Here is a 22,865-nt window from a genome sequence, read left to right on the forward strand (position 1 = left end):
TGAGGCATGCGCAGATCCAGCCGAGGTTTTACCCTGATCGAAATCATGATCGTCATCGCGATTATCGGGATCATCCTCACCATCAGCATTCCCAGCTACAACGAATACGTGAAGAAGGGCCGTCGCGCCGAAGTGGTCTCGCTGCTCTCGGAGCAGGCGCAGACCCTCGAACGCTTCTACACCCGCAACAATGTCTACACCGGCGTCACCGGGCTGAGCACGGGCAATGATTTCTACACCATCACTCCAACGCTGACCGACCAGACCTTTGTGCTGACCGCGATTCGTAAAACCGGATCGGCCATGGCCACCGACAAATGCGGTGATTTCACCCTGACCAATACCGGCGTGCGAAGCATGAACAACGCGACCACCGGAGTGACCACCAAGGATTGCTGGGGCCGCTGACGCACTCTCTTTCGGGCGCCTTTTGCGCCCACTGTCTTTTTTTACGGTTGGATCAAACATGACCAGGCAACAGCAAGTGGTGATTGTCGGTGGCGGGGTAATTGGCCTGCTCGCTGCCTACAATCTCGCCTCCGAAGTGCGCAGCGTAGTGCTGCTGGACCGCTCGAATGTCGGCCAGGAGTCGTCCTGGGCCGGCGGCGGCATTGTTTCGCCGCTGTATCCGTGGCGCTACAGCCCGGCGGTTACTGCGCTGGCGCATTGGTCGCAGGATTTTTACCCACAGCTCGGCGAGCGCTTGTTTGCCGGCACCGGGGTCGATCCTGAAGTCCACACCACCGGCCTGTACTGGCTGGATCTGGACGATGAAGCCGCAGCGCTGGCCTGGGCCGAGCGCGAACAACGGCCACTGCGGGCTGTGGATATCTCGGCGGCGCATGACGCGGTGCCGGTCCTCGGCAGCGGTTTCAGCCGGGCGATCTACATGGCCGATGTCGCCAACGTGCGCAACCCACGGCTGGTCAAGTCGCTGAAAGCGGCATTGCTGGCGCTGCCGAACGTGACGATTCATGAGCAGTGCGAAGTCAGTGGTTTCGTCCGCGAAGGCGAGCGCGTGGTTGGTGTGCAAACCTCCACTGGGGTGATCAGCGGCGACGAGATTGTGCTGACGGCGGGGGCGTGGAGCGGTGATCTGCTCAAGACGCTGAACCTGACGCTGCCGGTAGAACCCGTCAAAGGCCAAATGATTCTCTACAAGTGCGCGGCTGATTTTCTGCCGAGCATGGTGCTGGCCAAGGGGCGTTACGCGATTCCGCGTCGCGATGGTCATATTCTGATCGGCAGTACGCTGGAGCACGAAGGCTACGACAAGACCCCGACCGATGTGGCGCTGGAAAGCCTCAAGGCCTCGGCGATCGAGTTGTTGCCGGCGCTGGCGGATGCCGAAGTGGTCGGGCATTGGGCCGGGCTGCGGCCGGGTTCGCCGGAAGGCGTGCCGTACATTGGCCGGGTGCCGGGGTTCGAGGGTTTGTGGCTGAACTGCGGGCATTACCGCAATGGGCTGGTGCTGGCGCCGGCCTCGTGTCAGTTGTTTGCCGATGTGATGCTGGGGCGGGCTCCGATCATTGACCCGGCGCCGTATGCGCCTGAGGGCCGTATTTAGTCAGAGGCTGGTAGACCGCCTTCGCGAGCAGGCTCGCTCCCACAGGAATACCCATTCCAAATGTGGGAGCGAGCCTGCTCGCGAAAGGGCCCTTCAATCCAGACCCAACTTCTTCAGCCGATAACGCATCGACCGAAACGACAGACTCAACCGCTGCGCCGCCGCCGTGCGGTTCCAGCGGGTTTCCTCCAGCGCCTGCAGAATGAGTTTGCGCTCGACGCTCTCCAGATAATCCTCGAGATTGTCGATCTGCGTCAGATCAGCCGTCGCCCCATCCGCGGCGCAATTTCCTTCGCTCAAACGCAGATCCTGCGCTTCGATCGTGCGCTGTTCACACAAAGTGTGCGCGCGTTCGAGGACATTCTCCAGTTCGCGCACGTTGCCGGGAAAGCGATAGTTCTTCAGCGCCTCCAGCGCTTGCGGATGCAGGCGCGCTTCGGGTTGTCCAGTGTCCTTGGCCAGACGCTTGAGCACATGCATGGCGAGCGCCTCGATGTCGTCGCGACGTTCACGCAGGGAGGGCACGCGCAGTTCAATGACGTTGAGCCGGTAATACAGATCCTGACGGAAGCGCTCGGCCGCGACTTCGGCTTCAAGGTCTTTGTGTGTGGCACACAGGATGCGCACGTCGACCACCGTTTCCTGCTGGCCGCCGACGCTGCGCACGGCTTTTTCCTGAATCGCCCGCAGCAGTTTCACCTGCATCGGCAGTGGCAGATCGGCAACTTCATCGAGAAACAGAGTGCCGCCATGGGCCGCCTGGAACAGCCCCGGCTTGTCTTCGACGGCACCGGTGAAACTGCCTTTGCGGTGGCCGAAGAATTCGCTTTCCATCAGCTCCGACGGAATCGCCCCGCAGTTCACCGGCACAAAGGGCTGGCTCGCGCGCGGGCCTTGTTCGTGAATCAGGCGTGCGACCAGTTCTTTGCCGCTGCCGGATTCACCGCTGATGTACACCGGCGCCTGGCTGCGCGCGAGCTTGTCGATCTGCTTGCGCAGATTGGCCATCGGCGGCGAGTCGCCCAGCAAGCGTCGCTCGATTGCCGTACTCAGGCCACCGGCTGTCGGCATGCGCAGCGCCGAGCTGACCAGCTCGCGCAGTCGCGGCAGCTCCACTGGTTTGGTGAGGAAATCGAACGCGCCGGCCTTCAGCGCATTGATCGCCGTTTCCAGGCTTCCGTACGCGGTGATCATCGCCACCGGCAGATGCGGAGCGCGCTGCTGGATGTGTTGCACCAGCTCCAGCCCGGTGCCGTCGGGCAGGCGCATGTCGGTCAGGCACAGGTCAAAGTGCTCGCGCTGTAACAGCGCCTGAGCCTCGCCCAGGTTGCGTGCGCTGAAGGTCTCGAGTTTCATCCGTCCCAGGGTGATTTCCAGGAGCTCGCGGATATCCGGTTCGTCGTCGACGATAAGAATTTTTTGCCGTGGGCTTGTATTCAACTTTGTTTCCGTCCGTGAGCAAAGGTGATGCGAAAGCAGCCGCCGCCTTGGCGTGATTTGAAGTCTAGGCGTGCCTGGTTGCTTTCGCACAGCTCACGGGACAGATAAAGGCCAAGACCGGTGCCCTGGCTGCTGGTGGTGAAGAACGGTTCGAACAGATGCGCCTGCTCGTCGGCCGACACGCCGGGGCCGTTGTCCTGCACTTCGAGTACTGCCAACTGGCTGTCGGGGTCGACGAACAGCGCCAGCCAGACCTCGGCCTGCTCGTGCAACTGGGCACTGTGCCGCCAGGCGTTGCGGATCAGATTGTCGAGAATCTGCCGCAGCTGGTTGGGGTCCATCAGCGTGGTGAAGTCGCCCGAATTGATCCGTAGATGAATGTGCTGGCGCTCGGTGGCCTGCTCGCGGGTTTCGCCGACGAAGTCTTCCAGCCACGGCTTGAGGTCCAGCCGTTGCGGTGCGCTTTGCTGACGGCGGGACAATTGCAGGACGTTTTCGATGACTCGGTTCATGCGCTGGGAGTGATCTTGAATAATCTGCGTCAGACGCCGATCCGCGCTATCGAGTTCCTCGGACTCGGCCAACAGCTGCGCGGCATGACTGATTGCGCCCAACGGATTGCGAATTTCGTGGGAGATGCCCGCGGTCAAACGCCCGAGCGCAGCGAGTTTGAGTTGCTGCGCCTGTTGAGTGATTTGCGCCAGATCTTCGAGAAACACCAGGGTCTGCTGGTTCGGGCTCTGCTCGAGGGCGATGAAGCTTGGTTGCAGCTCGAGGCCGTTACCGGGGATTTTCAGGCTCTGCGGGCGCAAGGTCGGGTTGTTGCGCCACAGTTGCAGGCGATCGACCAGCGCGGGCGAATACTCATCGATCAAATGGCCTTGCAGGTGGCTATGGCCGAGCAGGCTCTGCGCGCTGTGATTGGCCAGTTGGACCCGGCGTAGCTCATCGAGCACCAGAATGCCAGTGCGCATGCGTTGCAGGATCAACGCGTTGAGCGCTTCCAGGCCAACCACTTCACTGGCGCGCTGTTCGGCGAGGGTTTCACTGACTTCGAGGCGGCGGATCAGCCCTTGCACCAGCAACGAGGCGGCAAAGCACAGCGCGCCGAGGGTGCCGGCTTGCAGGTAGGCGTTGGCGCTGAGGGGATGGCTGAAGCTCAGCAGAAAGCTCAGGCCGACAATGCCGATCGCCGCGATGGCGGCAATCAGCAGGCCGATGCGCCGGCGCAGCAGGGTATTGCTGATCGCCACCGAGACGACCAACAGATTGCCCAGCGCACTGGCGACGCCACCAGCGGCGTAGAACAGGCCGCACAACAGCAGCACATCGACCAACGCTAAAGTGAACAGTTGCGCCGGGCGCCGGGTGTTTTCGAGGAACACCACCAGCAGCATATTGATGATCAGATACAGCCAGCTGCCACCGCGCAGCAGATCGTCGTTGGCCGACGTCAGCAGGCGGTTGTCCATGTTGCTGGAGATCAGCAGCACCAGGGTGATGCCGACACTCAAGCGGTACAGGTGATAAAGGCGCAGCAGACGCTGAGCCTGTTTCTGGTCGGCGTTGGCGGCCTCAGCGACCACTGGCGCCCGGGCCTTGCTCAAGATGAGCCTGGCTGCAATACCATTGTTGCTGGTTACCCAGGGCGCGGTCGCGCGGCAGGTGCACGCCGCAATGGGCGCAACGCACCATCGGCGGGGCGTCCTGTTCGCGTGGCGATCGGGTGGACGAGGCGGGGGCCTTGAATTTGCGCCAGAGCCAGATGGCGGCGAAGATCAGGGCAATCCAGAACAATAAACGAAGCATGATGAGCTGCTTTTCGACTGATGATCCGGCAGTTTAGCCAAGGACCCGAGCAGCGCACAGCCTATTAAAGCGCGGCAATAAAAAAGGGAGATCCGCAGATCTCCCTTTTTCGTACAACCGGTGTGATCAGTCGAACACGCCGAAGGTCATGTAGCTGAACCACGAGCGGTCTGTGTCGCTGGATTCCGGCTCTGGCTCTTCGATCACGTCGCCATTTTCGTCTTTAGGCTTGAGCTCGTTCGGGATCGCGTCTTTCGCGTCCTGGAACTGCTTCTGCACGTCCTGGTTGGCGCGGGTCTCGCCCGGCGGCAGCGGTGGACGGGATTCGATCAGGCCCAACGTCGCCTTGCTCAGGAACGAACGGTTGTCGGCTTCGGCTACGCGTGGCACGAACTGGCCGTCCTGCAGGTTTGGGTGATCCGGGTAGTTGAGTTTCAGGGTTTCCAGACTGGTGGCCGCCAGATCGTCGAGGTGCAGACGCTGGTAGGCTTCGGTCATTACCGCCAGGCCGTCGCCGACCGATGGGGTTTCCTGGAAGTTTTCCACCACGTACTTGCCACGGTTGGCAGCGGCTACGTAAGCCTGACGGGTCAGGTAGTAGTCGGCCACGTGGATTTCGTAGGCGGCCAGCAGGTTGCGCAGGTAGATCATGCGCTGCTTGGCGTCCGGCGCGTAGCGGCTGTTCGGGTAGCGGCTGGTCAACTGGGCGAACTCGTTGTACGAGTCGCGGGCGGCGCCCGGGTCACGCTTGGTCATGTCCAGCGGCAGGAAGCGCGCCAGCAGGCCGACGTCCTGGTCGAACGAGGTCAGACCCTTGAGGTAGTACGCGTAATCCACGTTCGGATGCTGCGGATGCAAACGAATGAAACGCTCGGCGGCGGACTTTGCAGCTTCCGGCTCGGCGTTCTTGTAGTTGGCGTAGATCAACTCCAGCTGAGCCTGATCGGCGTAGCGACCGAACGGATAACGCGACTCCAGAGCCTTCAGCTTGGCTGTGGCGCTGGTGTAGCTGTTGTTGTCCAGATCAGTCTGAGCCTGCTGATACAGCTCGGCTTCGCTGAGGTTTTCGTCTACGACTTCCTTCGATGAGCAAGCAGCGGTCAATGCGAGGATGGCGATCAGCAGCAGGTGTTTCACTTGCATGGCGGCTTGCGTCCCTATGACGGCCGCTGTCTTGGGCGGGGCCGTCCTGTTATGATGAGCGCCCCGTTGAAAGCCTCGGGGCAAAAGACGCCGTATTTAACCACAAGCGCGCAGCCGAAACCAAAGGCTGTGCCGACGCCCAGTCCGAGCATGTCCGATAAAATTGAACTTCGCGCAGAGGTGCCGTCCGAATTGGGCGGCCAACGCCTCGATCAAGTCGCCGCCCAACTCTTCGCTGAGCACTCACGCTCGCGCCTTTCCGCCTGGATCAAAGAAGGTCGCCTGACTGTGGACGGGGCGGTGATCCGCCCGCGCGACATTGTGCATGGCGGTGCCATCCTTGAGCTGACTGCCGAGCAGGAAGCCCAGGGCGAGTGGATCGCCCAGGACATCGAGCTCGACATCGTCTATGAAGACGACGACATCCTGGTGATCAACAAGCCTGCGGGCCTGGTGGTGCACCCGGCTGCCGGTCACGCCGATGGCACCTTGCTCAACGCTTTGTTGCACCATGTGCCGGACATCATCAATGTCCCGCGTGCCGGTATCGTGCATCGACTGGACAAGGACACCACCGGTCTGATGGTGGTGGCCAAGACCATTCAGGCGCAGACCAAGCTGGTCGCGCAATTGCAGAGCCGCAGCGTCAGCCGCATCTATGAGTGCATCGTCATTGGCGTGGTCACCGCCGGTGGCAAGATCAACGCACCGATCGGACGCCACGGCCAGCAACGCCAGCGCATGGCGGTGATGGAAGGCGGCAAGCCTGCTGTCAGCCACTACCGCGTGCTCGAGCGTTTCCGTTCCCACACCCACGTGCGGGTAAAACTGGAAACCGGTCGGACCCACCAGATCCGCGTGCATATGGCGCACATCAACTTCCCGTTGGTCGGCGACCCGGCGTACGGCGGGCGTTTCCGCATTCCGCCTGCGGCCAACCCGACCATGGTGGAATCGCTCAAGCACTTCCCGCGTCAGGCCCTGCACGCGCGCTTCCTTGAACTGGATCACCCGACGAGCGGTGAGCGGATGAGCTGGGAATCGCCGCTGCCGGAAGATTTCGTCTGGCTGCTGACCCTGCTCAAGCAGGATCGCGAGGCGTTCGTCGGATGAACTGGCTGACGCCGGACTGGCCTGCGCCGGCCAGCGTCAGGGCCTGTGTCACCACCCGCGAGGGCGGTGTCAGTGAGGCGCCATTCGACAGCCTTAATCTGGGCGATCATGTCGATGATCGTCCTGAGGCCGTTGCCGAGAACCGTCGGCGTCTGACCGAGCACTTTTCTATACAGCCTGCCTGGTTGCAGCAAGTGCACGGGATAGCCGTGGTTCATGCTGATCCGGGCATTGTTGCGACGGCAGATGCCAGTTGGACGGCAACCCCAGGAATCGCCTGCGCGGCGATGACGGCGGATTGCTTGCCGGCCTTGTTCTGCAACCGTGCCGGCACTCGCGTCGCTGCGGCTCACGCCGGTTGGCGCGGTCTGGCAGCGGGTGTGCTTGAGGCAACCCTCGACAGTCTTGATGTTGCACCTGAAGACATTCTGGTCTGGCTCGGCCCGGCCATCGGCCCGCAGGCTTTTGAAGTCGGTGCGGAAGTACGCGAAGTCTTCATCAATCAATTGCCTGAAACGGCCACAGCCTTCGTGCCAAGCAGCAATGCCGGCAAGTTCATGGCTGATATCTATCTGCTGGCGCGCCTGCGTCTGGCTGAACGGGGTGTCACGGATGTTTATGGTGGCGGTTTCTGCACCGTGACCGATCCGCGCTTCTTTTCTTACCGCCGTGCGTCGCGCACCGGTCGTTTCGCCTCCCTTGTTTGGCTCACCCGCTAAACTCTCTGATCTGCATCAACTCTCCGACGCTTGAATCTCCCAGAATCGACCGCATCTACAGTGGTATCTGGCAGGTTTCTTTATTCAGGATGGTTTCTTAGGTCCGGCCTGCTCAAAAGGAAGGTGACCCATGCGTATAGACCGTTTAACCAGCAAATTGCAGTTGGCCCTGTCCGACGCCCAGTCGTTGGCGGTTGGCCACGATCATCCGGCCATCGAGCCGGCGCACTTGATGCAGGCCATGCTTGAACAGCAGGGCGGTTCGATCAAGCCGCTGCTGATGCAAGTAGGCTTCGACGTCAACAGCTTGCGTAAAGAGCTGACCAAAGAGCTCGACCAATTACCGAAAATCCAGAACCCGACCGGCGACGTGAACATGTCGCAGGATCTGGGGCGCCTGCTCAATCAGGCTGACCGTCTGGCCCAGCAGAAAGGCGACCAGTTCATCTCCAGCGAGCTGGTGCTGCTCGCCGCGATGGACGAGAACAGCAAGCTCGGCAAGTTGCTGCTCGGCCAGGGCGTGAGCAAGAAAGCCCTGGAAAACGCGATCAATAACTTGCGTGGCGGCGAAGCGGTGAATGACGCCAACCACGAAGAGTCGCGGCAGGCGCTGGACAAGTACACCGTCGACCTGACCAAGCGCGCCGAGGACGGCAAGCTCGATCCGGTGATCGGCCGTGACGACGAAATCCGTCGGACCATTCAGGTTCTGCAACGCCGTACCAAGAACAACCCGGTCCTCATCGGTGAACCTGGCGTGGGTAAAACCGCGATCGCTGAAGGTCTGGCCCAGCGCATCATCAACGGCGAAGTGCCGGACGGCCTCAAGGGCAAACGCCTGCTGTCGCTGGACATGGGCGCACTGATCGCCGGTGCCAAGTATCGCGGTGAGTTCGAAGAGCGCCTCAAAGGCCTGCTCAACGAACTGTCGAAGCAGGAAGGGCAGATCATTCTGTTCATCGACGAACTGCACACTATGGTCGGCGCCGGTAAAGGCGAAGGCTCGATGGACGCCGGTAACATGCTCAAACCCGCGCTGGCCCGTGGCGAGTTGCACTGCGTCGGCGCGACCACGCTCAACGAGTACCGCCAATATATAGAGAAGGACGCGGCGCTCGAGCGGCGTTTCCAGAAAGTCTTGGTGGACGAGCCAAGCGAAGAAGACACCATCGCCATTCTGCGCGGCCTCAAGGAACGTTACGAGGTTCACCACAAGGTGGCGATCACTGACGGCGCGATCATCGCCGCGGCCAAGCTCAGCCATCGCTACATCACTGACCGGCAGCTGCCGGACAAGGCCATCGACCTGATCGACGAGGCCGCCAGCCGCATCCGCATGGAGATCGACTCCAAACCGGAAGTACTCGATCGCCTCGAGCGGCGCCTGATTCAGCTGAAAGTGGAATCCCAGGCACTGAAGAAAGAAAGCGACGACGCGGCGAAGAAACGTCTGGAAAAACTCCAGGAAGAAATCGAGCGTCACGAGCGTGAGTATTCCGATCTGGAAGAAATCTGGAACTCGGAAAAAGCCGAGGTGCAGGGCTCTGCGCAGATTCAACAGAAGATCGAACAGTCGCGTCAGGAACTGGAAGCGGCGCGCCGCAAAGGTGACTTGAACCGCATGGCCGAGTTGCAGTACGGGGTGATCCCGGATCTGGAGCGCAGCCTGCAGATGGTCGACCAGCACGGCAAGAGCGAAAACCAGTTGCTGCGCAGCAAGGTGACCGAGGAAGAGATTGCCGAAGTCGTGTCGAAGTGGACCGGCATCCCGGTGTCGAAAATGCTCGAAGGCGAGCGCGACAAGCTGATGAAGATGGAAAGCCTGTTGCATAAACGGGTAATCGGTCAGGAAGAGGCGGTCGTGGCCGTGGCCAACGCCGTGCGGCGTTCCCGTGCCGGGTTGTCCGACCCGAATCGTCCGAGCGGCTCGTTCATGTTCCTCGGCCCGACCGGTGTCGGTAAAACCGAGCTGTGCAAGGCGCTGGCCGAATTCCTCTTCGACACGGAAGAGGCGATGGTGCGGATCGACATGTCCGAGTTCATGGAAAAACATTCCGTGGCTCGTCTGATTGGTGCGCCACCGGGCTACGTCGGCTATGAAGAGGGCGGTTATCTGACCGAAGCGGTGCGTCGCAAGCCGTATTCGGTGATCCTCATGGATGAAGTCGAGAAGGCGCACCCGGATGTGTTCAACATCCTCCTGCAAGTGCTCGAGGATGGCCGTCTGACCGACAGTCACGGGCGTACGGTGGACTTCCGCAACACGGTGATCGTGATGACGTCCAACCTCGGCTCGATGCAGATCCAGGAGCTGGTCGGTGATCGTGAAGCGCAGCGTGCCGCGGTGATGGACGCGCTGACGTCGCACTTCCGGCCGGAGTTCATCAACCGCGTCGACGAAGTGGTGATCTTCGAGCCGCTGGCACGCGACCAGATCGCCGGGATTACCGAGATCCAGTTGGGTCGTCTGCGCAGTCGTCTGGCCGAGCGCGAGCTGAAGCTGGAGCTGAGTCCGGAGGCGATGGACAAGCTGATCGCCGTCGGTTACGACCCGGTGTATGGCGCGCGTCCTTTGAAACGGGCGATCCAGCGCTGGATCGAAAACCCGCTGGCGCAGTTGATCCTGTCGGGACATTTCATGCCAGGCGACACCGCCACTGGCAAGGTCGAGAACGACGAAATCGTTTTCGGCTAAGCCTCAGCAGCAATGAAACCGGGAAGGCCTCGCATTGCGAGGCCTTTTTTTCGCCAGGCTGTTGAACTCAAAGGAAAAGGCTTGTAAAGTGCGCCCCGCAGTCAGTCACCGGCAGCGTTTCAACCCACCGGGTTGGAATCTGAAATAAGTTGCAAATCATTAACTTGAAAGCAATTTAGGGGGTTGACAGAGGTGTTCTAGGTTGTAGAATAGCGCGCCTCAGACACACGAACGCAGCGATGCGAACGGGTGGCGAGAAGCAACAAGGCTTCACCGTTGTAACTTGAAATATGTAGTTCCGTGATAGCTCAGTCGGTAGAGCAAATGACTGTTAATCATTGGGTCCCAGGTTCGAGTCCTGGTCACGGAGCCAATTTCAAATCGGGGTATAGCGCAGTCCGGTAGCGCGCCTGCTTTGGGAGCAGGATGTCAGGAGTTCGAATCCCCTTACCCCGACCATATTTGGGTCGTTAGCTCAGTTGGTAGAGCAGTTGGCTTTTAACCAATTGGTCGTAGGTTCGAATCCCACACGACCCACCATTTTTGAAACCAGTTAGCGCTGGGATCGAATCTTAAGATCAGAGGCCAAAAGCGCTGATCGAAGAAGGCGATCTTTGAAAGGTCGCCTTTTTTTTACCGGGGTATAGCGCAGTCCGGTAGCGCGCCTGCTTTGGGAGCAGGATGTCAGGAGTTCGAATCCCCTTACCCCGACCATATTGAAAATCCTCGTATCGAAAGATACGGGGATTTTTTTTGCCTGCCGAAAGGCGAATCCCTTCAAGTCGTCATACAACCTGCCGATAGCCCGCTAACAAGAGGGGACTGCCAACGCTTCGCCCCTTGAATCTGGCCATTACAAGAATAAGGGCGTTCGTCATGTTGCTTCGTCAGTTGAATATTGCTCCCCGGGCTGCCCTGGGATTTGCCCTGATCGCGGTGTTGGTGGCCTTGCTCGGCGTGTTTGCGCTGGGGCAGATGTCGAGCATTCGCGACAGTGAGGTAGCGGTGGAGAACCGCTGGTTGCCAAGTATTCGTGGCGGCGACGAGATCCGCGAACTGATGCTGCGCATCCGCACCATTTCCCTGCGCATGGCGCTCGATCAGGATCCGGCCAACATCGCCACCTATCGCGGCCAGATGGACACCCGCGACAAGGAGCTGAGCGAGAAGATCGCCGCCTACGACAAACTGGTCGACACTGCCGAGGGTCAGCAGCTGTATGACCAGTTCAAGAAAACCTTCGCCGCCTATCGCACCGGCATTGCCCAGTCATTCACTCTCGCCGAGCAAGGCAAGCGTGACGAGCTGACCAAATTGCTGCTGGTCGACATGAAGACCGTGGTCGACGGCTCCGGCAAGCAACTCAACGATCTGGCCGATCTGTTCGCCCGCCAGGTCGCCGCCGAAAGCGAGAAGTCCGCCGCGCATTACGAAACCTCGCGGACAATCGTAACCCTGTTCATCGCCCTGGCAGCACTGGCCACGGTGGCATTGGCGATGTTGCTCACACGCAGTATCGTGCGCCCGCTGAGCAGCGCCGTAAGCGCCGCGGAAAGCGTCGCGCAGGGCGATCTGACCCGCCCCATCGAAACCCATGGCAACGACGAAGTCAGCCGCTTGCTCAAGGCCCTGGCGACGATGCAGCAGAACCTGCGCGAGACCCTGCAAGGCATCAGTGGCTCAGCCACGCAGTTGGCCACCGCCGCTGACGAACTGAGCGCCGTCACCGTCGACAGCACCCAAGGCCTGCAGCAGCAGAACAACGAAATCGAACAAGCCGCCACGGCGGTCAATCAGATGACCGCTGCGGTGGAGGAGGTCGCGCGCAACGCGGTATCGACGTCCGATGCCACGCGTCAATCCAGTCAGTCGGCGCAGTTGGGTCAGGAGCGCGTCAGCGAAACCGCCAGCGCTATCAGCGCCTTGGCCAGTGATGTGCAGAACACCGGCGAATTGGTGCAGTCGCTGGCCAATCAGTCGCAAGACATCGGTAAGGTTCTGGACGTGATTCGCGCCATCGCCGAGCAGACCAATCTGCTGGCGCTCAACGCGGCCATTGAAGCGGCACGCGCGGGTGAAAGCGGTCGAGGTTTTGCGGTAGTGGCCGATGAGGTGCGCGCACTGGCGTATCGCACCCAGCAATCGACGCAGGAAATCGAGCAAATGGTGCAAGGCATGCGCAGCGGCTCGAGCCTGGCGCTGGATTCAATGCAGGCCAGCGCTTCCCGTGCGGCGAGCACGCTGGTCCTGGCTGAGCGGGCGGGCGAGGCGCTGGTGACGATTACAGCTTCGGTGCACCAGATTCACGAGCGCAACCTAGTCATCGCCAGCGCCGCTGAAGAACAGGCGCAGGTGGCGCGGGAAGTGGATCGCAATCTGGTGAATATTCGCGACCTGTCGGTGCGTTCGGCTGCGGGTGCTGACCAGACCAGCGCATCGAGCCATGAACTGTCGCAACTGGCCAATGCCCTGCAAGGCATGGTGCGACGCTTCCAGCTCTGATGAACAGAGATCAATTGTAGGAGTGAGCCTGCTCGCGATAGCGGTGGTTCAGGCATTGCATGAGTGAAGGATAGATCGCCATCGCGAGCAGGCTCACTCCTACATATATCGTGGTTGTCTGCTGAATTGCGCACAACACAAGACAATGTGGGAGCGAGCCTGCTCGCGAAGGGGCCGGATCATTCAACGACAGTGTTGACTGACCCACCGCTTTCGCGAGCAAGCTCGCTCCCACAGGTTTGCGCTTTAGTGCAATTTCAGACGCGGCTCGGTGCCACGGCCAATCTTGCTGCCCAGCATCAGCATCGCCGTGCGGAACGGACCATACAGCGCCATCTGGTGCATGCGGTACAGCGACACGTAGAACATCCGTGCCAGCCAGCCTTCGAGCATGACGCTGCCGGTCAGGTTGCCCATCAGGTTACCCACAGCGGAAAAACGCGACAGCGAAATCAGCGAGCCGTAATCGGTGTACTTGTACTCCGGCAGGCTCTTGCCTTCGATGCGCAGTTTCAGCGACTTGGCCAGCAACGACGCCTGTTGGTGCGCAGCTTGTGCACGCGGCGGGACGTTGCGATCGGTGCCCGGCTGCGGGCAGGCCGCGCAGTCACCGAAGGCAAAGATGTTTTCGTCGCGGGTGGTTTGCAGGGTTGGCAGTACTTGCAGCTGATTGATGCGGTTGGTTTCCAGACCGTCGATGTCCTTGAGGAAACCCGGTGCGCGAATACCGGCGGCCCAGACTTTCAGGCTGGCCTTGATCTCGTTGCCATCGGCGGTAATCAGGCTGTCGGCGGTGACTTCGCTGACCGCGGCGTTGGTCATCACATTGACCCCGAGCTTCTCCAGGGTCTTGTGTACCGGCCCGCTGATGCGCTCTGGCAGGGCAGGCAGCACTCGCGGGCCGGCTTCGATCAGCGTGATGTGCATGTTTTCCGGTTTGATCCGGTCCAGACCATACGCCGCCAGTTCATGGGCGGCGTTGTGCAGCTCCGCGGCAAGCTCCACGCCTGTGGCGCCGGCGCCGACGATGGCCACGCTGATCTGCTCGACCACATCGGTCTGCCCGGCGTGGGCGCGCAGATAGTGATTGAGCAATTGCTGATGGAAGCGCTCGGCCTGTTTGCGCGTATCGAGGAACAGGCAGTGCTGCGCCGCACCCTGGGTGCCGAAATCGTTGGTGGTGCTGCCGACGCTGATTACCAGCGAGTCGTAAGCCACTTCACGCGCCGGCACCAGCTCGACGCCGTTTTCGTCGTAGGTGGCGGCCAGCTGGATCTTCTTCTGCGCGCGATCGAGCCCGCTCATGCGCCCGAGCTGGAACTCGAAGTGGTTCCATTTCGCCTGGGCGACATAGTTGAGTTCGTCTTCGGAAGAGTTCAGGGAACCGGCAGCGACTTCGTGCAGCAGCGGTTTCCAGATGTGGGTCAGGTTCGCGTCGACCAGCATGACGCTGGCCGTGCCGCGTTTGCCCAGAGTCTTACCCAGACGGGTAGCCAACTCCAGACCGCCGGCGCCGCCGCCGACAATGACAATACGATGGGACATAGGGATAACTCGCAAGGTTTTTAAAGGAAATCGGTGCGGTTACCCGAGGGAGCGCAAGGCAGCTCATAACGTCAGGTAACTGATAAATCGGCTCAACAGGCCCAGACCAATGGTCACTGCCAGCACCAGCACCAGGAGCATCCACGGCCGGAAAGGCCGGCGCTCGACACGGTGTTGGGACAGTTGCAGGTACTCTTCGACATGCTTTTGGTCTTCGGGGTTCAGGCGGCTGGTCATATTTGCCTCGTCAGGTAGACGTTACTGAATGAGCAGAAGCTACAGCGGTGTTCAGCCGGGGTGGAACGGCGCATAGCCGCTGTCCGGAACCGGTTCGACGCGTACTTCATCGTCGAGGCGAATGATGCCGCTTTGTAACACCCGGGCGGTGATCCCGCCATGCCCGCGCACGGCTTGAAAAGTGCCCGGACCGAGATTGTTCTGCAAACGTGCGCAGGGCTGACACCAGCCAGTGGTTTCGAGTATCGCCTGCCCGATGCGAAAGCGCCGCCCCTTCAGGCTAAACAAATTGATTCCGCTTATAACGAGATTGCGCCGCAGATCTTCAGGCCCGATCGGTTGATCGTCGGGACGGCCCATCAAGGCGTTGATCACCGCCAGGTGTTCCCATTGAATCAGCGTCACCTGACGCGCGTTGCGCACGCCCGGTCTGGCGTGGTCGCCGGTGAGTCCGGCTTCCAGTCGCGCCTCGACCGCGTCGAGCTCAAGCATCGGCCCACGCGACGCCGGACGCACGCCGATCCAGCGCACCCGACCTGTTTGCGGGACCTCGGCAATCAGTTGCTGCAGCGGCGTCACAGGCTGATACCCACGTCGAACACAATGCTGCGTCCGAGGTTGCTGCGCAGAAAGTCCGGTGCGTCGGGATGAGCAAACAGCACCCTGGCGAATGTCGGGCCGACCAGTGACAGCGAGCGCCAGCCCTGGCGCAGGTATTCGGTCGGTGGCGGGAAATGACTGTTGAGGTCCAGCACTTCGCGTTTGAGGCTGGCGAAGGCGATGATGTCCAGTTCACCCAGATCCATGCCGCGTTCCTTGTAGTTGTGCGCCTTCTTGCGCAGGGTCGGCGCCAGACGCAGGAGGAATTCATTGGCCGGGATGCGTTTCGGCTTGGCTTCGCGGCGCACCAGTTGGCTCAGGGAGAACGCGCTGCGTCGGCGCTGCAATTCATCGCGCCATTCATCGTTGAGGCGACGGCCTTCGTCGAGGACGAAAAAAACTTCGAAGTTGGCATCGCGGAACAGCACGTCCGGCGGTTCACCGGCCGGCGCGAATTCGTCGGCACGGTAGGGGATGTTCAAGCCTTGCAGCAGGCGCTGGCAGACCCAACGCTCACGCTCCCATTTGCGGGCATTGGACAGGAACGCGTTGGCTTGCTCGGCCGCGATGGTCAGCAGGCGTAAATAATCTGAATCATCCATAAGCCCAAGCTTAGCGTCCAAATGCGACAGGCAGATAGCTTTGCATTGGCCCAGATATAAACGCCGTGCGATTGCGCCCTTGTAGGAGCTGCCGAAGGCTGCGATCTTTTGCTTTTATAAACAAGATCAAAAGATCGCAGCCTTCGGCAGCTCCTACAAAAAGCGTGTCGAGTAGCAGGTGAGGGAATCATGATCGGTGCCGAACTGCTGTCCTCGGCAAGCCTGACGCTCGGCTGGCTGATTTATCTGCCGGTGCTGCTCTGGGCGATCATGCGCGCGCCGTGGGTCGAGCTGTTCAGCGACAGTCGTCGTCAGCACTTGCTGTTCGGAACGGTGTTCGCGCTGTTCCTGCTGTGGCTGGTGCGCAGGGATTTCGATACCGGCGTGTCCTATCACTTCATCGGCATGACGGCGGTCACGCTGCTGCTCGATTGGCCGCTGGCGATCGTCGGCGGGCTGATCGCGCAGATCGGTCTGGTGCTGTTGGGCCGACAGGATCTGGCTGCGGTCGGCGTCAATGGCGCGTTGCTGATCCTGTTACCGGTATTGATCACCGAGTGCGTGGCGATTCTGGTCGAGCGAGCGCAGCCACGAAATCCGTTCGTTTACATCTTCTGTTCCGGCTTCTTTGCTGCTGCGTTGTCCGGGCTGGTGTGCCTGATCCTGAGCCTGACGCTGCTGTGGTACGACGGTCTGTTCGCCATGCCGGAGTGGCTGGAAGATTTCGTCGGCTACCTGTGGCTGCTGCTGTTTCCCGAAGCCTTCATCAACGGCATGGTCGTCAGTGCGTTGGTGGTGTTCTGCCCGGAGTGGCTGGAGACCTTCAACCGCACCCGCTACCTCTCGGCACCATGGAAGGATGACGATCCGAAGTCTTGATCCACATCGAACCGCCATGCTCGCGGGCTTATGCGACCCCGATCAGCGATCAGTGACGCGGATCGAAATCGCCGGAAAACAACTCGTCTTCGGCGTCAGGGGCGACCGGAATCTTGTGCTCTTCCGAGGCCCAGGCGCCGAGGTCGATCAGTTTGCAGCGGTGCGAGCAGAACGGACGGAATTCGTTTTCCGGGATGAATTCGACGGGGGCGCCGCAGGTTGGGCATTCAACGGTTGGGATCTGGCTCATGCTTGGCCTCCGGATAAAGTCAGATAAAAGTGATGCAGACGCTCGACCTCGCTGTGCAGCCAGGCGAGGTCTCGGTCGTTGACGATCACGTCGTCGGCACGGCTCACGCGGTCTTCACGGCTCGATTGCGCCTTGAGGATCGCTTGCACTTGTTGTTCGCTGGTCTGGTCTCGCTGCAGGGTGCGTTCGATCTGCAGTTGCTGTGGCGCATCGATGACCAGGATACGTTGGGTCATCGCGTATTGCCCGGACTCGATCAGCAACGGTGAAACCAGAATCGCGTAAGGCGATTTTGCCTGCGCCAGATGATGAGCGATCTCTTCGCCGATCAACGGGTGCAGCAGCGCTTCGAGCCAACGCCGTTGTTCAGGGTCTTCAAAGATCAGTTTGCGCAGAGCGGCACGGTCGAGTGTACCGTCGGCCTGCAGCACGCTGGGGCCGAAATGTTCGGCGATCTTCGCCAGCGCCGGACGTCCCGGCTCGACCACCCAGCGCGCGGCGTGATCGGCATCCACCACATGCACACCGAGGTCGATGAAGTGCTGGGCCGCCGCGCTTTTGCCGCTGCCGATGCCGCCGGTCAGGCCGAGAATCCAGGGTTTTTCCACAGGGGTATTCATTTCAAACCGACAGACTGCCAATAGAAGTCGGTTATTTGACCACCCCAGAGCAAGGCAATCCAGCCGGCAATTGCCAGAAAGGGCCCGAACGGGATCGGCGTCGAGGTTTCCTGAGCGCGCAGACGCAGCATGACGACGCCCAAAATCGCCCCCACCAGCGATGACAACAGAATGGTCAGCGGTAGAACCTGCCAGCCACCCCATGCACCGAGCAAGGCCAGCAGCTTGAAATCGCCATGGCCGATGCCGTCCTTGCCGGTGAGTAGCTTGAACAGCCAGAACACCGACCACAGCGCCAGATAACCCGCGACCGCGCCCCACAGCGCATCGGACAACGGCACGAATACGCCGAAGCTGTTGACGATCAGCCCCAGCCACAGCAACGGCAGCACCAGCACATCGGGCAGCAGTTGATGCTCGCAGTCGATCAGGCTCATCGCCAGCAAGCCCCACGTCAGCAAGATCAGCAGACCCGCCGGCCAGCCGAAGCCAAAGTGCCAGGCGATGAAGGCCGAGAGCAGGCCGCAGGCCAGTTCGGTCAGCGGGTAACGTCTGCTGATCGGTGCCGAGCAGGCCGAGCAGCGCCCGCGCAGCAACAGATAACTGAGCAGCGGAATATTTTCCCAAGGGCGGATCCGGTGTCCGCAATGCGGGCACGCGGAATGCGGCAGCATCAGGTTGTAGGTCGGCGCAGGTGTTTCGATGGGCAGGCCGAGCACATCATGGGCCTGCTGGCGCCAGTCGCGCTCGAGCATTTTCGGCAGACGCCAGACCACAACATTGAGGAAGCTGCCGACCACCAGACCAAGCAGCAGCGCGGTGAGCACAAAGGCCAGCGGGTACACGGCAAACAGTTCGTCGATAGGCATGTCAGATCGCTGAGCCGAGTTGGAAGATCGGCAGGTACATGGCCACCACCAGTCCACCGACGATGACCCCCAGCACCACCATGATGAACGGCTCCATCAGGCTGGTGAGGTTGTCGACCATGTTATCGACTTCGGCCTCATAGAAACTGGCAACCTTGTCGAGCATGTCATCCAGTGCCCCGGACTCCTCGCCGATGGCGGTCATTTGTACCGCCATGTTGGGGAATACACCGGTGCTGCGCATCGAGAAATTCAGCTGCATGCCGGTCGACACGTCCTGCCGGACCCGCAGCACCGCACGCTTGAACACCACGTTGCCGGTGGCGCCGGCGACCGAATCGAGCGCTTCCACCAACGGCACACCGGCTGCGAATGTAGTCGACAAGGTGCGGGCAAAACGTGCAACGGCGGACTTGTACATCAAGGTGCCCACCAGCGGCAGCTTCAGCAGCCAGGCATCGCGACGGTCGCGCAGGGCCTGCGAAGTCTTCAGCGCGTGGCGAGTGCCGAAAAACGCCGCGACCAGGGCAAAGAGAATCGCCCACCACCACTGCTGCATGAACTCCGACAGGCTGATGATCATCAGAGTGAAGCCCGGCAATTCGGCGCCGAACCCGGAAAACACCGACTGGAACTGCGGCACCACTTTGACCAGCAGAATACCGGTCACCACTGCCGCCACCAGCACCACGGCAGTAGGGTAAGTCATCGCCTTCTTGATCTTGGCCTTGAGCGCTTCGCTTTTTTCCTTATAGGTCGCGACGCGTTCGAGCAAGGTATCGAGGGCACCGGACTGCTCGCCAGCGTCGACCAGATTGCAGTACAACTCGTCGAAGTATTGCGGTTTTTTGCGCAATGACGTGGCGAAGCTGTTACCGGCGGCGACCTCCTGTTTGACCTCGTCGACGAGTTTGCGCATGGCCGGGTTTTCGAAGCCCTCGCCGATGATGTCGAAGGACTGCAACAGCGGCACGCCGGCCTTCATCATGGTCGCCATCTGCCGGGTGAACAAGGCGATGTCCTGCGGCTTGATGCGTTTGCCGAAGCTCAGCAGGGAGGCGGATTTCTTGCGCACCTTGCCCGGGTTGATCCCCTGTTTGCGCAGCTGCGCCTTGATCAGTGCGGGATTCTGCCCACTCAACTCGCCGCTGACTTTGCTGCCTTTGCGGTCCGTGCCTTCCCAGGCGTAAACGCTGACTTTTGCTGCCTTGACCGCCATGTTCAATCCTTGGTGACCCGGTTGATTTCCTCAAGGCTGGTGATGCCTTGCATGGCCTTGTGCAGCCCGGAGGTGCGCAGGTCGGCGAAACCGTCGCGGCGCATCTGGATGTCGATCTCCAGCGAATTGCCTTCGGCCATGATCAGCCGTTGCAGGTCCGGTGTGTTTTTTACCACTTCATAAATCCCCACGCGTCCTTTGTAACCGCCATTGCAGTGATCGCAACCGACCGGCTCGTAGATCGTGAAATGACCGATGCGTTCCTCGGGGAAGCCTTCCTTGAGCAAGGTTTCGTGCGGGATCTCCAGCGGCCGCTTGCAGTGCGCGCACAATTTGCGCGCCAGACGCTGGGCGATGATCAGGCTCACCGAGGTGGCGATGTTGAAACCGGGAATGCCCATGTTGTGCAGGCGCGTGAGGGTTTCCGCTGCGCTGTTGGTGTGCAGGGTCGACAGCACCAGGTGACCGGTCTGCGCAGCCTTGATCGCGATCTCGGCGGTTTCCAGGTCGCGGATCTCGCCGACCATGATCACATCCGGGTCCTGACGCAGAAACGAACGCAGGGCTTGAGCGAAATCCAGCCCCTGGCGGGGATTGACGTTGACCTGGTTGATGCCTTCCATGTTGATTTCCACCGGGTCTTCGGCGGTGGAGATGTTGATGTCGACGGTGTTGAGGATGTTCAGCCCGGTGTACAGCGACACGGTTTTACCGGAACCGGTGGGCCCGGTGACCAGAATCATACCTTGCGGCTGTTTCAGCGCAGCGAGGTACAAGGCTTTTTGTTCGGCCTCGTAACCCAAGGCGTCGATGCCCATTTGCGCACTGGACGGGTCGAGAATCCGGATCACCACTTTTTCGCCCCACAGGGTCGGCAGGGTGTTGACGCGGAAATCGATGGATTTGCTTTTCGACAGGCGCATCTTGATTCGCCCGTCCTGGGGTTTGCGCCGTTCCGAAATATCGAGGCTGGCCATGACCTTCAAACGTGCGGCGATGCGCCCGGCCAACTGGATCGGCGGCTTGGCCACCTCGCGCAGCATGCCGTCGGTGCGCATGCGTACCCGGTAGTTTTTCTCGTAGGGCTCGAAATGCAGGTCGGAAGAGCCGCTCTTGATCGCATCGAGCAGCATCTTGTGCACGAAGCGCACGACTGGAGCATCGTCCGCATCGAGGCCGCCGATAACGTCCTGCTTGTTGTCATCGATGGACTCGACGTCGAGGCCGTCCAGATCGACATCGGCCATTTCTTCCAGGCCCGAAGCATGGCTGTCGAAGAACTTGTCGATGGCGTCGCTGAGCTTGTCGTCCTCGACCAGAATCGCTTCGGTGCTCAGGCCGGTGCTGAACTGGATGTCGCTGATTGCCTGCTGATTGCTCGGGTCGGATAGACCCACGAACAATTTGTTGCCACGTCGCCACAGGGGCAGGGCGCAGTGCTGGCGAACCAGTTTTTCGCTAACCAGGCCCTTGGGCTGGGTCTCTTTGTCGAGGCAATTGAGATCGAGCAGGGCCATGCCGAAATGTTCGGAGGCGATCTCGGCGATCTGCCGGCTGTTGACCAGTTTGTTGTGCACCAGGTAATTGACCAGCGACACACGATTGCGCTGGGCCTGCGCCCAGGATTGCCGGGCGCTTGTTTCCGTGAGCAATTCGGCCTGGACCAATTGCTTGGCCAGACCGCTCAGAGCGATGTCATTCATGGGGATTCCGCACGCTTGCCGTTCATGACTTATAGCCTAGTCAAGTGACAGCGCCAAACACGGCCGGTGCAGGTGACAAAAAGTGTCAGATAGTGCGGTTGCCGGTTGTAGGAAACGGCGTCGGGGAATGCGCGCGCCCAGCAGACGGGGGCAAAAGGGCGTTGGCATGGGCTGTGCTGAGCCTTGTTCAGATCATGAGATTTCGACTCATGCATGGAGCGTGTCTATGAAAAAACAACAAGGCTTTACGTTGATCGAGCTGCTGATCGTTGTGGCGATCATCGGCATTCTGGCGACAATCGCCCTGCCGCAGTATTCGAAATATCAGGCGCGGTCGAAGGTCACCGCCGGCATTGCCGAGGCCTCTGCACTCAAGGTCAACTTTGAAGACGTAATCAATGCAGGGTCGGCTGACCCAAGCATTACCAACGTGAACGCCGGGACAGCAGCCACACAGAATTGTACGTTAGCGGCATCCGGGAAAGTCGCCGATGGGACGGGTACCATTACGTGCACGCTGCTCAATGCTCCCGCGCCTGTTCTGGGCCAAACCATAACGCTGACACGCAGTGCTACCACTGGCTGGACCTGCAAGTTCTCCGGCTCAAAAGAATACACGACCACTAGCTGCCCAGGCGTCTGAAGCGCACCGGCAATATAAAATGCTCCGCTATTGCGGGGCATTTTCTTTTCGCGAGCACTTCACAAAAGCTCCAATAATTTCAGCAGCTTATGAACTTTCCAAAAAACCGCAACTTGCATGCGAAATTGAAGTGAGTCATGCATTTTGCATGAAAATGAAAATCAGCGTTTTTCGTAACTGTTTGTTTTTAAACGATTTTATACGGTCGAAAAAGTTGGCACAGCGTTCGCAATATCTCCGGTAACCCTGCTGACAAGCGTTACAGCAGACTTCCAGTAAAAACAGGAGTTACTCGTATGAAGAAGTTCGCTATCACTGCCGCTGCTACCGCTCTGACCCTGACCATGGCTGGTGGCGCTTTCGCCCAGTCCGCTCAGGCTACCCAAGCGCCAATGGTTCTGGCTGCCGGTGAAGTTACCAAGGCTAAAGAAGCTACTTCCGACACTTGGATCACCACCAAAGTGAAAAGCGATCTGGTTACCGAAAAAGGTATTCCAGGCACCGACATCAAAGTCGAAACCAACAAGGGTGTAGTTTCCCTGTCTTCTGACGTAGCTGTTACCGAAGCTCAGAAAACCACCGCGGTGAACATCACCAAGAAAATCAAAGGCGTTAAAGCAGTTTCTGCTGACGGCCTGAAAGCCGACTAAGGCAAGACTTCTCGCCTGAACCGGGAGAAGACGCGACAGACGGGCCGAGCAATACGTCTG

At 60.1% G+C, this 22,865-nt stretch carries 22 protein-coding genes and 4 tRNA genes; 13 read left to right on the forward strand and 13 right to left on the reverse strand.

Going from position 1 to position 22,865, the window contains the following annotated elements; translation table 11 throughout:
* Positions 1-6: 6 nt before the first annotated feature.
* Together QRN33_RS17640 and thiO are read left to right on the forward strand one after the other, a co-directional pair.
* Positions 7-408, forward strand: a complete 402-nt coding sequence (locus tag QRN33_RS17640; RefSeq protein WP_042610493.1) for a type IV pilin protein — start codon at positions 7-9, stop codon at positions 406-408.
* A 58-nt stretch (positions 409-466) separates the two neighbouring features.
* Positions 467-1,567 (forward strand): glycine oxidase ThiO, encoded by a 1,101-nt coding sequence (gene thiO / locus QRN33_RS17645; protein WP_285409443.1) that lies wholly within the window; start codon positions 467-469, stop codon positions 1,565-1,567.
* 93 nt (positions 1,568-1,660) lie between these two features.
* Here thiO and QRN33_RS17650 read toward each other — a convergent pair whose 3' ends face one another.
* From QRN33_RS17650 to QRN33_RS17665, 4 genes are all read right to left on the reverse strand, one after another.
* A complete protein-coding gene (locus QRN33_RS17650; RefSeq protein ID WP_083353593.1) occupies positions 1,661-3,007 on the reverse strand; it encodes a sigma-54-dependent transcriptional regulator in 1,347 nt (448 codons plus the stop codon).
* On the reverse strand, positions 3,004-4,593 hold the full coding sequence (locus QRN33_RS17655; protein WP_285409458.1) for a sensor histidine kinase: 1,590 nt from the start codon (positions 4,591-4,593) through the stop codon (positions 3,004-3,006). The genes QRN33_RS17650 and QRN33_RS17655 overlap by 4 nt, the downstream gene beginning before the upstream one ends.
* Positions 4,583-4,816 carry a PP0621 family protein gene (locus QRN33_RS17660; RefSeq protein ID WP_039761661.1) on the reverse strand — a complete coding sequence of 78 codons (234 nt, stop codon included), beginning with the start codon at positions 4,814-4,816 and terminating at the stop codon, positions 4,583-4,585. The genes QRN33_RS17655 and QRN33_RS17660 overlap by 11 nt, the downstream gene beginning before the upstream one ends.
* Positions 4,817-4,942: 126 nt before the next feature.
* Complete coding sequence (locus QRN33_RS17665) at positions 4,943-5,959, reverse strand: outer membrane protein assembly factor BamD (RefSeq protein ID WP_064364119.1); 1,017 nt, start codon at positions 5,957-5,959, stop codon at positions 4,943-4,945.
* A gap of 150 nt (positions 5,960-6,109) precedes the next feature.
* Between QRN33_RS17665 and rluD the strand changes: the two genes are divergently transcribed.
* The 8 genes from rluD (at position 6,110) to QRN33_RS17705 (ending at position 12,988) form a co-directional block, all read left to right on the forward strand.
* Complete coding sequence (gene rluD / locus QRN33_RS17670; protein WP_042610487.1) at positions 6,110-7,072, forward strand: 23S rRNA pseudouridine(1911/1915/1917) synthase RluD; 963 nt, start codon at positions 6,110-6,112, stop codon at positions 7,070-7,072.
* On the forward strand, positions 7,069-7,791 hold the full coding sequence (pgeF, locus tag QRN33_RS17675; RefSeq protein ID WP_285409444.1) for a peptidoglycan editing factor PgeF: 723 nt from the start codon (positions 7,069-7,071) through the stop codon (positions 7,789-7,791). Before rluD ends, pgeF begins: the two co-directional genes overlap by 4 nt.
* Positions 7,792-7,921: 130 nt before the next feature.
* Entirely contained in the window at positions 7,922-10,486 is a 2,565-nt protein-coding gene (clpB, locus tag QRN33_RS17680) for an ATP-dependent chaperone ClpB (protein ID WP_285409445.1), read from the forward strand.
* A 297-nt stretch (positions 10,487-10,783) separates the two neighbouring features.
* Positions 10,784-10,859 (forward strand) — tRNA-Asn (locus QRN33_RS17685).
* A 9-nt stretch (positions 10,860-10,868) separates the two neighbouring features.
* Positions 10,869-10,945 (forward strand) — tRNA-Pro (locus QRN33_RS17690).
* A 5-nt stretch (positions 10,946-10,950) separates the two neighbouring features.
* Positions 10,951-11,026, forward strand: a tRNA-Lys gene (locus tag QRN33_RS17695).
* Between the two features lie 97 nt (positions 11,027-11,123).
* Positions 11,124-11,200 (forward strand) — tRNA-Pro (locus QRN33_RS17700).
* 162 nt (positions 11,201-11,362) lie between these two features.
* A complete protein-coding gene (locus QRN33_RS17705) occupies positions 11,363-12,988 on the forward strand; it encodes a methyl-accepting chemotaxis protein (protein WP_083353592.1) in 1,626 nt (541 codons plus the stop codon).
* 246 nt (positions 12,989-13,234) lie between these two features.
* Here QRN33_RS17705 and QRN33_RS17710 read toward each other — a convergent pair whose 3' ends face one another.
* From QRN33_RS17710 to QRN33_RS17725, 4 genes are all read right to left on the reverse strand, one after another.
* A complete protein-coding gene (locus tag QRN33_RS17710) occupies positions 13,235-14,533 on the reverse strand; it encodes an NAD(P)/FAD-dependent oxidoreductase (protein ID WP_252873381.1) in 1,299 nt (432 codons plus the stop codon).
* 63 nt (positions 14,534-14,596) lie between these two features.
* Positions 14,597-14,770 (reverse strand): DUF3094 domain-containing protein, encoded by a 174-nt coding sequence (locus tag QRN33_RS17715; RefSeq protein WP_007909875.1) that lies wholly within the window; start codon positions 14,768-14,770, stop codon positions 14,597-14,599.
* A gap of 51 nt (positions 14,771-14,821) precedes the next feature.
* A complete protein-coding gene (locus QRN33_RS17720) occupies positions 14,822-15,349 on the reverse strand; it encodes an MOSC domain-containing protein (protein WP_065615663.1) in 528 nt (175 codons plus the stop codon).
* Positions 15,346-15,972, reverse strand: a complete 627-nt coding sequence (locus QRN33_RS17725; RefSeq protein ID WP_007909887.1) for a DUF1780 domain-containing protein — start codon at positions 15,970-15,972, stop codon at positions 15,346-15,348. Before QRN33_RS17725 ends, QRN33_RS17720 begins: the two co-directional genes overlap by 4 nt.
* Positions 15,973-16,161: 189 nt before the next feature.
* Between QRN33_RS17725 and QRN33_RS17730 the strand changes: the two genes are divergently transcribed.
* Positions 16,162-16,851: an energy-coupling factor ABC transporter permease gene (locus tag QRN33_RS17730; RefSeq protein WP_123420003.1), complete on the forward strand. Its 690-nt coding sequence runs from the start codon at positions 16,162-16,164 to the stop codon at positions 16,849-16,851.
* A 49-nt stretch (positions 16,852-16,900) separates the two neighbouring features.
* On the opposite strand, the gene yacG is transcribed toward QRN33_RS17730, so the two are convergent.
* Genes yacG through pilB form a run of 5 tightly spaced genes read right to left on the reverse strand, consistent with a single transcriptional unit; the run spans position 16,901 to position 21,512 of the window.
* Entirely contained in the window at positions 16,901-17,101 is a 201-nt protein-coding gene (gene yacG / locus QRN33_RS17735) for a DNA gyrase inhibitor YacG (protein WP_042610482.1), read from the reverse strand.
* Positions 17,098-17,721: a dephospho-CoA kinase gene (coaE, locus tag QRN33_RS17740; RefSeq protein ID WP_042610481.1), complete on the reverse strand. Its 624-nt coding sequence runs from the start codon at positions 17,719-17,721 to the stop codon at positions 17,098-17,100. The genes yacG and coaE overlap by 4 nt, the downstream gene beginning before the upstream one ends.
* Positions 17,718-18,590 (reverse strand): prepilin peptidase, encoded by an 873-nt coding sequence (locus QRN33_RS17745; RefSeq protein WP_123420002.1) that lies wholly within the window; start codon positions 18,588-18,590, stop codon positions 17,718-17,720. The genes coaE and QRN33_RS17745 overlap by 4 nt, the downstream gene beginning before the upstream one ends.
* A 1-nt stretch (position 18,591) precedes the next feature.
* Positions 18,592-19,809: a type II secretion system F family protein gene (locus tag QRN33_RS17750; RefSeq protein WP_065615667.1), complete on the reverse strand. Its 1,218-nt coding sequence runs from the start codon at positions 19,807-19,809 to the stop codon at positions 18,592-18,594.
* A gap of 2 nt (positions 19,810-19,811) precedes the next feature.
* Entirely contained in the window at positions 19,812-21,512 is a 1,701-nt protein-coding gene (gene pilB / locus QRN33_RS17755; protein ID WP_042610478.1) for a type IV-A pilus assembly ATPase PilB, read from the reverse strand.
* Positions 21,513-21,738: 226 nt separating this feature from the next.
* Between pilB and QRN33_RS17760 the strand changes: the two genes are divergently transcribed.
* Positions 21,739-22,155 carry a pilin gene (locus QRN33_RS17760; protein ID WP_042610477.1) on the forward strand — a complete coding sequence of 139 codons (417 nt, stop codon included), beginning with the start codon at positions 21,739-21,741 and terminating at the stop codon, positions 22,153-22,155.
* A gap of 296 nt (positions 22,156-22,451) precedes the next feature.
* Positions 22,452-22,805, forward strand: coding sequence for a BON domain-containing protein (locus QRN33_RS17765; RefSeq protein WP_064364127.1), 354 nt, complete (start codon positions 22,452-22,454; stop codon positions 22,803-22,805).
* The last annotated feature ends 60 nt before the right edge of the window (positions 22,806-22,865 follow it).

The sequence above is a fragment of the Pseudomonas sp. FR229a genome, from assembly GCF_030209115.1.
GTDB classification, from domain to species: Bacteria; Pseudomonadota; Gammaproteobacteria; order Pseudomonadales; family Pseudomonadaceae; genus Aquipseudomonas; species Aquipseudomonas moraviensis_A.